We start from the raw sequence: 13794 nt of genomic DNA on the forward strand, positions 1-13794 counted from the left end.
GTATTGTAGCATATTATGTCACAATATACAAATAATATGTTGCATTACATTTTACGTTTCCATAATTTATTAAACATACGCTGTCCGAAATAGAAGCTAATAATGCCAGCAAAAATAGCCTGATCGTCTATATTCCATAAAACATCAAGATATTCCACAAGGATTGCCGTACTTTGTATAGTTTTATATTGCACATATTTGACATAGGCATACATAATAAAAAAACTATATGCCAGAACAGGACGAACTGAACCATTTAAGGCATCAACCCAATTAATGCCTGATTTATATGTTGAATATAAAGTATTATTCTCCGCAATGTCTTTGGAAGTGTTAAGCTCTGAGAGCAGTTTGGTATTCCCTAATTTATGGCTTTCAATTTGCCGATCTAAAAGATTAAGCTCATGTTTTTTATCATTTTGATCCTTTAGAATTTTTAAAATTTCTGGAATAATTGAGCTAATAAAGCCCGTTATTGAAGCAAGTAGTGTAATCATAAAAATCTCATTAATTCTTGTATAATATCATTATACCAAAATTTTTTCTTGCACTAATACCCGTCATCCACTTTTTTAAAAATTCTAATCAAATTATTTGACTATCAAGTATATGCAGGAAATAATACCAAATCACTATCAACTTAGCAGGATATTATCCAATTCCAGAAAGTAATTGATTACAATTTACAGATCATTACATATTTACAGACAGGCTACAAAATTGGGTTTTGAGATGACTAAAATAGAGTTTTTGCCACAAGTTTGTTAAGAGAAATAAAAGAAAAATTCTTCTACAACAAATTATTTCATTCAATGGAGGATGTGTTAAATAGAATGTCGGATGTTATATTAAAATATGAAGCAAGTCCTCAAATTGTTAAATCTATCACTAGTTGGAATTGGATTATTAATTAATTCTGTATTCAAAGATAATTAGTATCAGATTATCACTACAGACCATCAGTATATCTTTTAGTCCTATATTCTTCATCTCAGTAAAATTACCAAACCAAAATTTTGCTCCTTAATTTTCACTGATACATAATCCCAATATATTTTTTCTACCAGATACATCAATAGGGGTGGATAATAAAGCTTATTCGTAGGTAAAAGATAGGAATCTGCCTGCAATAACTAAAATAATTCTATATTTGGCTCTTTTTAGCTGCGAATAAACATGATTTTCTTGAAATAGGTACACTATTCCTTCAAAAATCATATTTATTCTCGCCGAAAAATAGCTCAAAATATAATTAATTAGTTATCGCAGGCAGACTCCTAGTGGTATTAGAAGTCCATACCGCCCATGCCACCCATACCACCGCCCATACCACCACGTGGCATAGCAGATTCATCCTTATCAGCTGGTTCATCAATAATAAATGCTTCGGTAGTAATAATCAAAGAAGCAACTGATGCTGCATCTTGCAAAGCAGTACGCACGACCTTAGTTGGATCGATAATACCAGCTTTAATCATGTCAACATAAGTCATATCTTGAGCATTGAAGCCAAAGTTTTTATCTTTGCTATCAGTAAGTTTCCCAACTACAATAGCTCCATCCATACCAGCATTCTCTGCAATTTGTCTTACTGGAGCTTGCAGAGCCTTCTTAACGATGTTAATACCAGCCTTTTGATCTTCATTAGCACTTTTTAGTGACTCTAAAGCTCTTGCCGCATAGAAAAGAGTAACACCGCCACCAGCAACAACGCCTTCTTCCACGGCAGCTCTAGTAGCATGCAAAGCATCTTCTACACGATCTTTTCTTTCTTTTACTTCAACTTCAGTAGCACCACCAACTTTTAAGACAGCTACGCCACCAGCAAGTTTAGCTAAACGCTCTTGTAATTTTTCTTTATCGTAATCTGAACTAGACTCATCAATTTGCGCTCGAATTTGAGAACAACGAGCTGCGATATCTGCCTTACTACCAGCACCATCAATTATGACAGTATTTTCTTTGGAGATAGTAACTTTTTTAGCAGTACCTAGCATTTTGATATTAACATTTTCAAGCTTCATACCAAGATCTTCACTAATAAGCTTACCACCTGTTAAAATAGAGATATCTTCCATCATGAATTTTTTTCTATCGCCAAATCCAGGAGCTTTAACTGCAGCAACTTTTAACCCACCACGTAATTTGTTCACTACCAGGGTAGCAAGTGCCTCTCCTTCTACATCTTCAGCAATTACTAATAAAGGACGTCCTGATTGCACTACGGCTTCAAGCACTGGTAACATTTGCTGTAAATTTGATAATTTCTTTTCAAATAATAAGATAAAAGGATTTTCTAATTCAGCTACCATCTTTTCGGAATTAGTAACAAAATATGGTGATAGATAACCTCTATCAAACATCATACCTTCAACTACATCTACTTCAAAACTAAAATTCTTAGCTTCTTCAACGGTAATTACCCCTTCTTTACCAACTTTTTCCATTGCTACGGCAATTTTTTCACCAATTTCTTTATCACCATTTGATGAAATAGTACCAACTTGAGCAATCTCCTCTTGGCTGCTGATTTTCTTACTAGCTTTCTTAATTTCTTCAACTATTAAATTAACTGCTGAATCTATACCACGTTTTATATCCATAGGATTCAAGCCAGCTGCTACCGCTCTGTTACCTTCCCTTGCTATTGCTTGAGTTAGAACAGTTGCGGTAGTTGTTCCATCACCAGCAACATCAGATGTTTTACTTGCCACAGATTTTACTAATTGAGCTCCCAAATTTTGGGCTTTGTCTTTTAGTTCAATGGCTTTTGCCACTGTTACACCGTCTTTGGTTAGTCTTGGTGCACCAAATGACTGTTCAATTGCAACATTTCTACCTTTTGGACCTAATGTTACTTTTACGGTATCAGCTAAAATATCAATACCTCTTAGCATTTGTTCACGTGCATTTGAGCCGTGTCTTATTAATTTTGTTGCCATATTATATTCTCCTTACAAATTAAATAATTCTTATAATAATTTAGATAAATTATTAACTAATTATGCCCATGACATCACTTTCTTTCATGATTATCATATCTAAACCATCAACTTTAACTTCAGTACCAGCCCATTTGCCATATAGTACTTTATCGCCTACTTTAACTTCTAATGGGTGGATAGTACCATCCTCCCCTCTCGTTCCTTTTCCTACAGCTATTACTTCCCCCTGCATAGGCTTTTCCTTAGCTGTATCAGGGATAATAATTCCCCCGAGTGTTTTTTCTTCTTGTTGAATTGGTTTTACCGCAATTCTATCATGCAACGGTCTAAAAGACATTCTTACCTCCATAAAATTAATACTTACACATTGTGTATTCTATATATGTTTGGTTTTGTAACAGTTCAAGGGATAAAAGAAAATTTTTTAATTAATTTCAAAGTAATTATACGCTATGTTCAATTTTTTTATACGATACGAGACTTAATTTTAAATAATATTAGGTTCTGTTGACAAAATTTTTAACGTAACCATATTAAAGCTCCAACGAAATTTAAAAAAGCTAAAAAGGTGGTAGGGACTTTATCAAACCTGGAAAATATACGCCTAAAATGTTTGATTTTACCAAAGAAGCATTCAATTAAGTACCGTTCTTTATAAATATGTTTATCATATTCACGTTGTACTTTACGATTAGATTTTGGTGGTATAACAACCTCACACCCCTTATTTTCTAAGCTTCCTACAAACGCACTACTATAGCCAAGTCCTAATAAATAGGATATAATAATGTCATTATGACATATTCAATAGATTTTCGAAAGAAAGCATTTAAGATAAAAGAAGGATTAAGTTTTGCGGAAACATCAAAACTTTTTGGTATAGGGAAGACAACATTAGTTCGTTGGACAAACAGACTAGAGCCTAGGGCAACTCGTAATAAATCTGCCAGCAAAATAGACATGGAATTATTAAAACAAGATATTAAAGAATATCCTAATGCTTACAACTATGAGAGGGCAAAGAGATTGGAAGTAAGTAAGACTGGGATTTGGAGTACTCTTAAACGTTTAAATATTACTTATAAAAAAACTATTGTAAATTGTAATCCTCTTAGACATTGTGCAACCCGTTTTTGACAAACCCCTAGCTCTTTCTAGAAAAAATGATAGCCTTCTTATAATTCTTGTGTATTGTTGTAGTTATCAGTTTTCATGCAAGAAACTACCAAAGATAGAAGTTGACAAGAAGTTTTACTTAATTGTTTACCACAATTATTGGTAAGGTTTTGCCATTCAGGTGGGACAAAATTACCGACTATAAAAGATAGTATTGGAATTTTCAACTAAACCGTCGGAAAAAATTAATGATTCCGTCATATTTCCTCTCCGTGAAAAACGGTTAAAAACAGACCTTTTTGTAGGTCAATTTTGAGGAATTTTGGCAAAAAAAACGCTATAAAAACAATATAGAAGCTTTTTAAGGAATTTATGAAGTATTTGAAACGATAATATATATACGGGGTTGGGAAGAATTTTTTAAACTCCACTCTTCACTCTTGCGAGGAGGTGTAAGCCGACTAAGCAATCCATAAAAATTAATATAATATGGATTGCCGCGTCACCGCAAAGCAGCTCCTCGCTAATAGACGATTAGCGAGCAGATTTTTTATTCGTCATAAGAAAATAGCAAAAAAACAGTGAACGCTCACAATTAAAAATATGAAACATTATATTTGGTTAACAATAATAAGTTGTTTAGTAGTTAACTACTATTCAAATACTCATGCGTCTAATGCAAATGTTGATAGCAGCCTTATGATCCGTAGTCATAGAGGCAATAGCCATATTGACAACAGATTTGCTGCAAGAATTGCTATTGTAGATATACATTCTATTCTAGAACATTCTGTAGCAATCCAGTCTATAAGGAAATCTGCAGACCAGATAGGTAAAAAAATTCGACAAGATTTATCAAAGAAGGATGTAGAACTTAAAGGAATAGATAATCTATTAATGGAAAAACGTAACTCTTTAAGTGAATCAGCCTTTGAACAAGAAGTTGATGCTTTTAACAAAAAAGTAAACATAGTACAAAAAGAAATACAAGATAGGAAAATACGTCTTGAACAGGCTCATTCTGAAGGTTTAGGCAAGGTACACGAAACAACTATAAAAATTATAAATGATTTAGCAGAAAAATATAATCTTGATTTGGTTATACCTAGTACTCAAATTTTATTTGCTAAAAATACCTTAAATATTACGCAAGAAGTGATAATGGAGCTAAATAATCGATTAAAACATGTTGCAATTAAATATGAATAATATAGCTAGTATACGTATATGCATCTCAAGCGTTATTGCGAGGAGGCATAAGCCGACGAAGCAATCCATTATAGAACATAGAATAAAACCTAATTAATAGGAATAGTTTTTACATCTTCTACTTTAATAGGAGTTCTTGGTAAAATAACAGTTAATACTCCATTCTTTAGATTTGATGAAATATTATTTCGGTCTATGTCTTTTGGTAAGAATAATTTCTGATGAAACACATTACGAGCTTGCTGACCAGAATATTTATTATCACCCTTAACCTGATCATTCTGAATTTTTTGAGCAGTAATAACTAAATAATCTCCTTGCAATTCAATTTTTATCTGCTCTTTATCAAAACCTGGTATCTCAATATTCAAAGTATATTGCTTGTCGTTAATATCTAAATAACTATTTAAGCTACTAGTCATAACAATAGGTGAGTCAAAAATAAAGCCATTATGGCGTATAGTAAATCTATTCCATAATTTATCCATTTCTTGCGATAATTGTACAAATGGATTGCCATAAATTTCTGAATAATTATCAGCTTTGTTTTGTTGTTCTGATACTGTAGCAGTAGATGTATCTTGTGATTTTGGCAAAGCTGCATAAGCATTAATATCATACCACAACCCGCTTACCCCACTTGTCACAGATATACCCATTAACAAAGCACCAAGGGTTATCTTTTTCTTAAGCTTATTTACTGATGATAGATTATTAGTATTATTTAATTGAGCATTATCACTCTTAAGTTGATAATTACTTACATAATTGCTTATCATATCTACTCCATATATTCAGTTGTATAATAATATATATAATATCGTGAGTACTAAATTCAATAAGAATAAGCATTTAATTATAGCAATATTTTACAAATAATTATTAAATATTCAATGCTCCACGATATATTTCTATTAGGCTATCTTCTTCAGCAAGAGCGTCTTTATCTTTTTTCTTAAGTTTCAGAACATGCTTAATTATCTTAATATCATAGCCTTTATGTTTAGCTTCTTCATAAGCATCCTTTATTAGATCGGTCAGTTCGGTTTTCTCTTCCTCTAATTTTTCAAGTTTACTGATAGTGTCAATTAAATCTTGTGAATCGATTATCTCTGTCATAATTATAAATATTATAAGTTTAGTAAAATGCCAATTACCAAATTATTTGTTAAAAAATAAATAATTAAAGTAACAAGCTATTCTCTTCAAAAATCCTACTTTGTCAATGGATTCTTTAGCAAGAAGAGCTATTTCTTGCACATCATTGTCAACAGTTACAGTTATTTTACCAACAATATCCCCAACCTTTAAAGGAGCTGAAACAGTTGGCGGTATCGATATTTTTATATCAATTTTTTCTTGGTTAGAACGTGGCACAACCATTGATAACTTTTCTGCTGCTACAAGTTGCACTTTATCCTTTACACCAAGCCATACATCAGTTTCTTCTATTATATCACCTTTAGCATAAAACTTTTTGTGAATAAAGTTTTGCTTAATCCAATCTAATAGCATTAGAGATTCATCCGCTCGCTTTTTCATAGAACTAAGACCGTTAACAACCATAATATAACGACGCCCATCATCTATACATGATGCTACCATACCATAACCCGCATTATCAGTAAAACCAGTTTTAATACCATCGCATCCAATATCTTTGTATAATAAAAGATTACGATTTCCTTGAGTAATAGGTCGACCTTTTTGATCTTTACCAAAAGTAAAATATTTTTTACTATAAATATGATAAAATTCCGGGTGGTTTTTAATAAGAGCCATACTAAGTATGGCAAGATCATAGGCAGTGCTATAGTGATTTTCTGCTGGCCAACCACTAGCATTAACAAAATGAGTATCCTTCATACCTATTTTCTGTGCTTGTAAATTCATAGCCTCAACAAAATTTTCTTCCGTTCCGTACAATCCTTCAGCAGCTACAATACAAGCATCATTTCCTGATTGAACAATAATACCATTTAGAATATCTTCAAGACGTACCATTTCACCTAGAGGCATGAAAGACTTTGACCCTCCCATACGCCAAGCTTTCTCACTTACAATAAAATGCGAATCAAACGACACCTCGCCTTTCTGAATTTTCTCCTCAATAAGATAAGATGTCATTATTTTGGTCATTGATGAGGGAAACATATGCTCATCAGCATTCTTTGCCAACAACACTTTACCTGTAACATAATCTATGACTATTGCTTGCTTTGCTTCAAGGGTTATTGCATTAGTATCAGGATGGCGAGTAATATTATTATTTTCCTCTGTGCTAGATGTCACTGCTTTAACAGGAGACTCTGCCTTAACAGTAACAATAGACCTCTTGCCTAACTCTACTTCTGCTGGTAATTTGGACAATGATGCGGTACTCGAATCCTCACGTACACTTGAGTACGCTGCGGTTCTGCGTTCCGCGTCTCCTTCAAATTCCTCAGCATAAGCGAGTTTTGCAAGAGGTCTAATAGGTAATATTAAGAGACAAATTAATATCAAATATAGTGTAAATATCGGGGTTTTATAAATCTTGTTCATGTAATGCAATGCCATAATTATCAATTTTGTTTAAATATAGCAGATTTTTATGCTCCACTAATAGCTGTTTTCATTATTTTTGCAGTATATAGTCAATTGATGAGAAATAGGGGGTTATACCATAAAGGTGGTTCTCTGTTAATCCATTTCGGTGGTAATTTATCATAGTGCCATTTTGCATTGAGATATTTTCTATAAGCTTCGCAAGGATCGCTAATATGCTTAAAATCCACCTGCATACTTTCTGATTTAGTACAATTAGCAAATGGAGTTATTATGCCATCTTGAATATCAGCCCTATGTTCTAACAAATATGGTAATAACCTTGTAGTCGCATGTTTTTTGTTATAACGAAAACTATATTCTTCGCATAATGCTAAAAAATGCTGAAATAACCAGTCCCAATTGCCAATGTTCAATGCCGCCCAGATAGTACATGGGTGCTTCATGTGAGTTGGTTTGTAGATATGCTGATAAGTAACACCACTATTAATGAATATGGCGGTACTTAACAATTGGGCTGTCTCTAAAACCATTTTAACTACCCGTTTGTTATCCAAGGCTTGGGCAGATATTATAGGACAGTTATTGGTAACAAAAATATTCATAAATTTTATCTATTAAATAACAATATAATTTATTATTAGACTTCTTTCGAAACTCGCTTATGTGAGGAATTTGAAGGAGACGCTTCACCTCGAACCGCAGAGTACTCTAGCGTCATATCTTTACCCATAAGTTTTTAATGAATTAAAAGTTTTGAAAGGCAAAGTAAAGTCCCTTAGCCTTTGGAGTCCTATCCACATAGATTTAATGCCCGGAGCTTTATCACTTTTTCTATTTAAAAACCCACCGAATCCGGCGATTATCTTATTTATTTTACCAATCGAAGGGGCATTATTAGGTGGCGGTTTTTTGTAAGCAATAATATATACCGATTTCCACTCAACTTCTTCATAAAATAATTCACAACTAAGTGACGGATGGTATCTGCCTATATATGTTAAAAATAAAACCCTCCAAGCAATAATCATATAAATTGCTACGCAATTCTATAATCTATTTATATTTTCTAACTGCAATTTTTCAATATTGCAACCACTTTTCAGCGTCTTAAAATATAATTTAATTTGCCCCACAACTGCTTGAGCCATTAATTTTTCCCATAGTTTTTTTCTGATTCCTCATCGCCGCAATCTAAAACTCTATTACTTTTAGCACGAACAATGATATGTGCTTTGCTTTTTTCCTTATCGTATTCCTGCAATAATTCATAAAAATCATCCTCGCGATCAGCTATATTAATAAATAATTTATCAGAGAACCTAGGATATGTCGTCACGAGATTGTGATTGCATAATTTTATGTGATTTGTTATTATAATTGTAGTAATAAAAATAGGCGATAAGAAGCAATGAGTTTAGCACATAGAAGACATGATATAAGCGATGAGCTTTGGAATAAGATAGAAAGTAATTTACCTGGTCAGAAAGGTTGTTAGGGAGGTATTGCAAGAGACAATAGAACTTTTATAAATGCAGTGATGTGGATATTTAGAACGGGAGTTCCATGGAGAGATTTGCCTCCTGATTATGGCAATTGGAAGAATGTACACAGAAGATTCTGTAGATGGCGTGATAATGGGATATGGGAGAATTTGCTAAATATTTTTATAAATGCTCTTGATTTTGAATGGTTAATGATAGATTCTACATTTGTAAAAACTCACAAAGCAGGACTTGGAGCGAAAGGCGGGAATCAAACGGTTAGTCGCACAAAAGGGGGCTCAATACAAAGGTACATATGGCCGTGGATGCGTATGGTATGCCGGTCAGAATTATTGTTACAGAAGGTTCCAGAAATGATTGTACTCAAGCTTGTGAGTTAATCCAGAATATGGAGGCACAACATCTTATGGCTGATAAAGCTTACGATACAAACGCCATAATAGAATCGGCTGTGAATGCAAACATAATTCCTGTAATACCATCAAAAAGAAACAGGAAGATTCAAAGAGAGATAGATAAATATCTATATAAGCTAAGGCACATTATTGAAAATACATTTCAAAAATTTAAAGAATGGCGTGGTATAGCAACAAGATATGCTAAAAATACAAAATCATACATGGCGGGTCTTTGTTTAAGGGCTTTACTAATGTGGGCTCAAATCTCGTGACGACATACCCTAGCAAAATGTGCAGTTCTTGTAATTTTGTTAATGAGCAACTAACGTTAAATGATAGAACTTGGAATTGCCCAAATTGTGAGACTCAATTAGATCGGGATTTGAACGCATCAATAAACATACTAAATCAAGATATAAACAATTTACAGGCGGTAGGAATTACCGTCTAAAAATTGAGGAGCTGCCCGTTTTAACAAGGAGCGTTGAGCCAAGAAACCAAATGGTCTTTAGCCGTTTGGTAGTTCACTTTGTCTTAGCACAATATCCGTTAAAGAGTAATTATCTCATTGACATTTCATTTAAAACAAAATCAATTAATTTTCTTGAAATACTTGCTCTCTCTGGTAATGTAGGAAGTGTATCTACATTAAACCATTGAGCATCTTCTATTTCTTTTTTATCCAATGTAATGTTGCCTGATAAATAATCAGCTTTGAAAGCAATCATAAAACTATCAGGAAATGGCCAAGTTTGACTGCCAACATAAGTTATATTCTTTACTTCAATACCTACTTCTTCTCTAAGCTCGCGCTTAATAGCCATTTCTGCCGTTTCTCCTATATCTACAAATCCAGCAATTGCACTGTACACTTCCATTGGGAATTTAGGTGAGCGTGCAAGGAGAATTTGATTTTTATTCTTTACCAACACAATAATTGCTGGAGAAAATCTAGGAAAAAATGAACGCTTACACATAGTGCATTTTTTCTCAGTTGTTTTAATCATAGATTTGAGTGGATGACCACACTTACCACAAAACTTTGATTTAATATCCCACTGTAACCAATGATATCCCTTCAAAACAAGTTCTTGTAGGTTAGAACTTATAGTTGATAAATAAGGTTTAACTGATAAAACTTCATAATCTAATTCATTAAAATTTTTATCGGAAGATGCCAATTCACAATTAAGTACAACTGTTGAATCAAGTAAGTGAAATGCATTTATTATAGTAATATTAAGTTCTGCTAGTTTTTTTAAAGAAGAGATTGGGGTATTTATTTTTTTGTTTATTAAAATACCATCTTCAGTAAAAAATATAGAAGGATTATCTTGAAATAAAGTCATAAAATATGCCCAATCAGGTTCATTACTTTCAATACTAGTGTATATTGCCACCATTTATTTCTCCTAAAATTTCCCATTGTACTTGTATACTTATCAACAAAGATAAATCCACCTAGGTTCTGTTGACAAAATTTTTAACACAACCATATTAAAGCTCCAACGAAATTTAAAAAAGCTAAAAAGGTGGTTGGGGCTTTATCAAACCTAGAAAATATACGCCTAAAATGTTTGATTTTACCAAAGAACCATTCAATTAAGTACAGTTCTTTATAAATATGTCTATCATATTCACGTTGTACTTTACGATTAGATTTTGGTGGTATAACAACCTCACATCCCTTATTTGCTTCTACAAACGTACTACTATCATATCTTTTATCTCCTATCACTGTCGTATTCTGAACATCTTCTTTAGTAAGATTTTCAGCCTGAGTGATATCACTTCTTTGCCCAGCAGTTAGTATAAACTTCAGTGGGTTACCCAATGCATCAACGAGAGCATGAATTTTAGTACTAAAACCACCTTTGCTTCTACCTAAAGCTGCTTCCTCTTGATTACCTTTAATATATCCAGATGAGCAAGCATGTACTCTTACAATAGTTGCATCAATCATCATTCCATATCCGTATCTATTCTAACATGAGCCATTAAAGCTTCCCATATGCCTTTGTTAACCCATCTCTTAAATCTGCGATAAACACTGTACCACAACCATAATAATCAGGCAGAAGACGCCATTGACAACCTGTTCTAGCAATAAATCATATTGCTTCAATAAACTGTCTTATTTTTTCCTCATTCTTGTTGTGTATAGCTTTTTTTTTCTTAAAAAATGATAAAATTGCTTCCCATGCTTGGTCTTCTATGTAATACTTCATATTGGTAGTTTCTTGGTTTCGATAACTAGAAACTACCATTTCTTCTTACTATTGCAACTTCTTTATTCTCCTCTGATAACTTAACATAAAATTTTGTCAACAGAACCTAGGTAAATCTACTAAAGATAAATGTTCACCTAGTTTTTTATGAGACACAGTCGACTAAGACCTGTTCGTACTGAGGCTCTAATCCTTCAAGTTCCATCATTTCCTGATCACAAGAGGTAGTATAGATACCCTCATAAGAGTCAGAAATTAATGACTTAATATTTTGTAACACACCTGAACGACTCTCTGCATCTAAACTTACGATCCACTGAATAATCTCTTGTACTTCTTCAGGTAATGATTCAATTTCAGCAATATCTAACTCTACAGTAGGATACTTAACATTCTCTAAATACTCTAAATATTGTAAATATTCTGATGTATTTTCATGGTTATGTTTAATCCACTGAATAGCTTTTTGTAGCATTGCTGCGTTAACTGTAGACTCTGTATCCCGGTTAGCTAAGGTACTACCAGGTTCTAACTTAGCACTTACCATTACTGAAACTTTAGGTTCTACAATAGTCTCTTCTATATCAAAGTTTAAGTTGTTATTACTTTCATATCCTTCATCATTATTCTCATCACCTAGCATTGCATTTGAGTTTGTGTTTAAGAGTTTAGATTCCTCAAGATTATCCTGGTAACTAGCCATTAATCTATCACATAAATCCTGTACCAACTTGGAATTATTTGCTAGATATTGTTCAGCGATTATCTTTAATTTTGCTATATTACTTTTACTAGAATCATCTAAATTTTTACATTCTTTGGTAATAGGCAACACTATTTCTGTATTTTGTCCTTCACCTGTTAGATCTAACCTAACCTCAGTTGCATCACCTTCTTCATCATTTTTCATAATTATATCAACTAAGTCGTTAAGCAACCATCCTAATACCCCATCAAAATTAGCTGACGGTATTTGGGCTTTTATTTGTTTATCTACACCAAAATTGATAGAACAAACTGTGGTACGCTCCATAATGTCTGCTTGTTCATGATAGGTATGACCTTCTTTAAGCACCTGTAGTACTATAGCAGCTGGGCGATTAGCCCCAAGACCACCATCCGCAAAAGCATAAGGCTTGCCGGCAGCATAATCATAATCCATTACAGCTTCCTTATTAACAACCGCTTTAAAATAGGTCGGTGCTGCTGTAGTTGCAAGAAGTACATCCTTTGTTCTAATATGTATACTATGTTTATCTTCGCTATCAAAGATTTTTATACTATCTCTTCCCTCATTCAAATCAGCAACTGGTATAATAAGACGACACAGACTATCATCCAACCTGTTATCCCCTAAATGTTTTTCTAACATTTCTTCCAAAGGTTTTTGGCTATATTTGTGTTTTATTATTCCCCAATTAAACCAATTTTTAGGAAAGATTTCAGGAGCAGTGTTTTCAAATAATGCTAAAGCTTCTTTGGCTGAATAACGAGGTTCTGTTGATCCTTCTTCCTTAGGAATTGTTAACAATGCTGCAATTAATCCACCAACACTAGTGCCAGAAATAATATTAAATAATTTAGATATGGGTTGCTGGGTTATTTCTTCTATTTTCTGTAGCACGACTAACTCAGCTATTCCTTTTACTCCACCACCTGAAAGACAAAGAACTTTATTTTGTTCCATTTGATTTGTACTCATCCTAACCTCCATAACATAATTTGAAAATTTCATAATATTAAGTTACTATAAGTTTAATATTATAACAAATAAAAATTTATAACAACACATAAAAGATAAACTTAAAATTTTGTTTACAACCTAGTTATTGCAGGCAGTCTCCTA

At 33.0% G+C, this 13794-nt stretch carries 15 protein-coding genes and 3 pseudogenes; 4 read left to right on the forward strand and 14 right to left on the reverse strand.

Annotated elements, in window-relative coordinates; all coding sequences use genetic code 11:
* Positions 1–44 precede the first annotated feature (44 nt).
* The 4 genes and pseudogenes from ACFELW_RS02725 to ACFELW_RS02740 form a co-directional block, all read right to left on the reverse strand.
* On the reverse strand, positions 45–497 hold the full coding sequence (locus ACFELW_RS02725) for a hypothetical protein (RefSeq protein WP_250311086.1): 453 nt from the start codon (positions 495–497) through the stop codon (positions 45–47).
* Positions 498–1286: 789 nt separating this feature from the next.
* Positions 1287–2942 carry a chaperonin GroEL gene (gene groL, locus ACFELW_RS02730; protein WP_375330359.1) on the reverse strand — a complete coding sequence of 552 codons (1656 nt, stop codon included), beginning with the start codon at positions 2940–2942 and terminating at the stop codon, positions 1287–1289.
* Positions 2943–2994: 52 nt separating this feature from the next.
* The gene (locus tag ACFELW_RS02735; RefSeq protein ID WP_341758885.1) at positions 2995–3282 is read right to left on the reverse strand and encodes a co-chaperone GroES; all 288 of its coding nucleotides are present in this window, start codon (positions 3280–3282) and stop codon (positions 2995–2997) included.
* 182 nt (positions 3283–3464) lie between these two features.
* Positions 3465–3662: pseudogene (locus ACFELW_RS02740) on the reverse strand (IS5/IS1182 family transposase); the annotation flags it as partial.
* A gap of 78 nt (positions 3663–3740) precedes the next feature.
* On the opposite strand from ACFELW_RS02740, the gene ACFELW_RS02745 reads away from it, so the two are divergent.
* Entirely contained in the window at positions 3741–4082 is a 342-nt protein-coding gene (locus ACFELW_RS02745) for an IS630 transposase-related protein (RefSeq protein ID WP_375330360.1), read from the forward strand.
* A gap of 38 nt (positions 4083–4120) precedes the next feature.
* Here ACFELW_RS02745 and ACFELW_RS02750 read toward each other — a convergent pair whose 3' ends face one another.
* Positions 4121–4288 carry a hypothetical protein gene (locus ACFELW_RS02750; RefSeq protein ID WP_341758887.1) on the reverse strand — a complete coding sequence of 56 codons (168 nt, stop codon included), beginning with the start codon at positions 4286–4288 and terminating at the stop codon, positions 4121–4123.
* A gap of 376 nt (positions 4289–4664) precedes the next feature.
* Between ACFELW_RS02750 and ACFELW_RS02755 the strand changes: the two genes are divergently transcribed.
* The gene (locus ACFELW_RS02755; protein WP_375330361.1) at positions 4665–5270 is read left to right on the forward strand and encodes an OmpH family outer membrane protein; all 606 of its coding nucleotides are present in this window, start codon (positions 4665–4667) and stop codon (positions 5268–5270) included.
* An 89-nt stretch (positions 5271–5359) separates the two neighbouring features.
* Here the strand turns inward: ACFELW_RS02755 and ACFELW_RS02760 are convergent, their stop codons facing one another.
* From ACFELW_RS02760 to ACFELW_RS02785, 6 genes are all read right to left on the reverse strand, one after another.
* Positions 5360–6049 carry an Hsp20/alpha crystallin family protein gene (locus ACFELW_RS02760; RefSeq protein WP_375330362.1) on the reverse strand — a complete coding sequence of 230 codons (690 nt, stop codon included), beginning with the start codon at positions 6047–6049 and terminating at the stop codon, positions 5360–5362.
* Positions 6050–6152: 103 nt separating this feature from the next.
* Positions 6153–6389: a GapR family DNA-binding domain-containing protein gene (locus ACFELW_RS02765; RefSeq protein WP_375330363.1), complete on the reverse strand. Its 237-nt coding sequence runs from the start codon at positions 6387–6389 to the stop codon at positions 6153–6155.
* A 42-nt stretch (positions 6390–6431) separates the two neighbouring features.
* On the reverse strand, positions 6432–7829 hold the full coding sequence (locus ACFELW_RS02770; protein ID WP_375330364.1) for a palindromic element RPE1 domain-containing protein: 1398 nt from the start codon (positions 7827–7829) through the stop codon (positions 6432–6434).
* A gap of 77 nt (positions 7830–7906) precedes the next feature.
* Complete coding sequence (locus ACFELW_RS02775) at positions 7907–8422, reverse strand: pyrimidine dimer DNA glycosylase/endonuclease V (RefSeq protein ID WP_341748789.1); 516 nt, start codon at positions 8420–8422, stop codon at positions 7907–7909.
* Positions 8423–8542: 120 nt separating this feature from the next.
* Positions 8543–8848 (reverse strand): IS4 family transposase, encoded by a 306-nt coding sequence (locus ACFELW_RS02780; protein ID WP_341758891.1) that lies wholly within the window; start codon positions 8846–8848, stop codon positions 8543–8545.
* Between the two features lie 119 nt (positions 8849–8967).
* Entirely contained in the window at positions 8968–9156 is a 189-nt protein-coding gene (locus ACFELW_RS02785) for a hypothetical protein (RefSeq protein WP_375330365.1), read from the reverse strand.
* A gap of 72 nt (positions 9157–9228) precedes the next feature.
* Here ACFELW_RS02785 and ACFELW_RS02790 point away from each other — a divergent pair.
* A pseudogene (locus ACFELW_RS02790) lies at positions 9229–9992 on the forward strand (IS5 family transposase).
* Entirely contained in the window at positions 9989–10171 is a 183-nt protein-coding gene (locus ACFELW_RS02795; RefSeq protein ID WP_375330366.1) for a zinc ribbon domain-containing protein, read from the forward strand. Before ACFELW_RS02790 ends, ACFELW_RS02795 begins: the two are co-directional and overlap by 4 nt.
* Before the next feature lie 109 nt (positions 10172–10280).
* Here ACFELW_RS02795 and nudC read toward each other — a convergent pair whose 3' ends face one another.
* The 3 genes and pseudogenes from nudC to ACFELW_RS02810 all read right to left on the reverse strand — a co-directional run bounded on the left by nudC (position 10281) and on the right by ACFELW_RS02810 (position 13650).
* The gene (gene nudC, locus ACFELW_RS02800; protein WP_375330367.1) at positions 10281–11123 is read right to left on the reverse strand and encodes an NAD(+) diphosphatase; all 843 of its coding nucleotides are present in this window, start codon (positions 11121–11123) and stop codon (positions 10281–10283) included.
* 80 nt (positions 11124–11203) lie between these two features.
* Positions 11204–11948, reverse strand: a pseudogene (locus ACFELW_RS02805) (IS5 family transposase).
* A 145-nt stretch (positions 11949–12093) separates the two neighbouring features.
* On the reverse strand, positions 12094–13650 hold the full coding sequence (locus ACFELW_RS02810) for a patatin-like phospholipase family protein (RefSeq protein WP_375330368.1): 1557 nt from the start codon (positions 13648–13650) through the stop codon (positions 12094–12096).
* Positions 13651–13794 lie beyond the last annotated feature (144 nt).

This window comes from Candidatus Tisiphia endosymbiont of Nemotelus uliginosus, from assembly GCF_964264755.1.
Classification (GTDB): domain Bacteria; phylum Pseudomonadota; class Alphaproteobacteria; order Rickettsiales; family Rickettsiaceae; genus Tisiphia.

Coding starts and splice junctions, on each gene's coding strand:
- ACFELW_RS02725 (WP_250311086.1), bottom strand. CDS start 497: ATGATTACACTACTTGCTTCAATAACGGGCTTTATTAGCTCAATTATT.
- groL (WP_375330359.1), bottom strand. CDS start 2,942: ATGGCAACAAAATTAATAAGACACGGCTCAAATGCACGTGAACAAATG.
- ACFELW_RS02735 (WP_341758885.1), bottom strand. CDS start 3,282: ATGTCTTTTAGACCGTTGCATGATAGAATTGCGGTAAAACCAATTCAA.
- ACFELW_RS02745 (WP_375330360.1), top strand. CDS start 3,741: ATGACATATTCAATAGATTTTCGAAAGAAAGCATTTAAGATAAAAGAA.
- ACFELW_RS02755 (WP_375330361.1), top strand. CDS start 4,665: ATGAAACATTATATTTGGTTAACAATAATAAGTTGTTTAGTAGTTAAC.
- ACFELW_RS02760 (WP_375330362.1), bottom strand. CDS start 6,049: ATGATAAGCAATTATGTAAGTAATTATCAACTTAAGAGTGATAATGCT.
- ACFELW_RS02765 (WP_375330363.1), bottom strand. CDS start 6,389: ATGACAGAGATAATCGATTCACAAGATTTAATTGACACTATCAGTAAA.
- ACFELW_RS02770 (WP_375330364.1), bottom strand. CDS start 7,829: ATGGCATTGCATTACATGAACAAGATTTATAAAACCCCGATATTTACA.
- ACFELW_RS02775 (WP_341748789.1), bottom strand. CDS start 8,422: ATGAATATTTTTGTTACCAATAACTGTCCTATAATATCTGCCCAAGCC.
- ACFELW_RS02780 (WP_341758891.1), bottom strand. CDS start 8,848: ATGATTATTGCTTGGAGGGTTTTATTTTTAACATATATAGGCAGATAC.
- nudC (WP_375330367.1), bottom strand. CDS start 11,123: ATGGTGGCAATATACACTAGTATTGAAAGTAATGAACCTGATTGGGCA.
- ACFELW_RS02810 (WP_375330368.1), bottom strand. CDS start 13,650: ATGAGTACAAATCAAATGGAACAAAATAAAGTTCTTTGTCTTTCAGGT.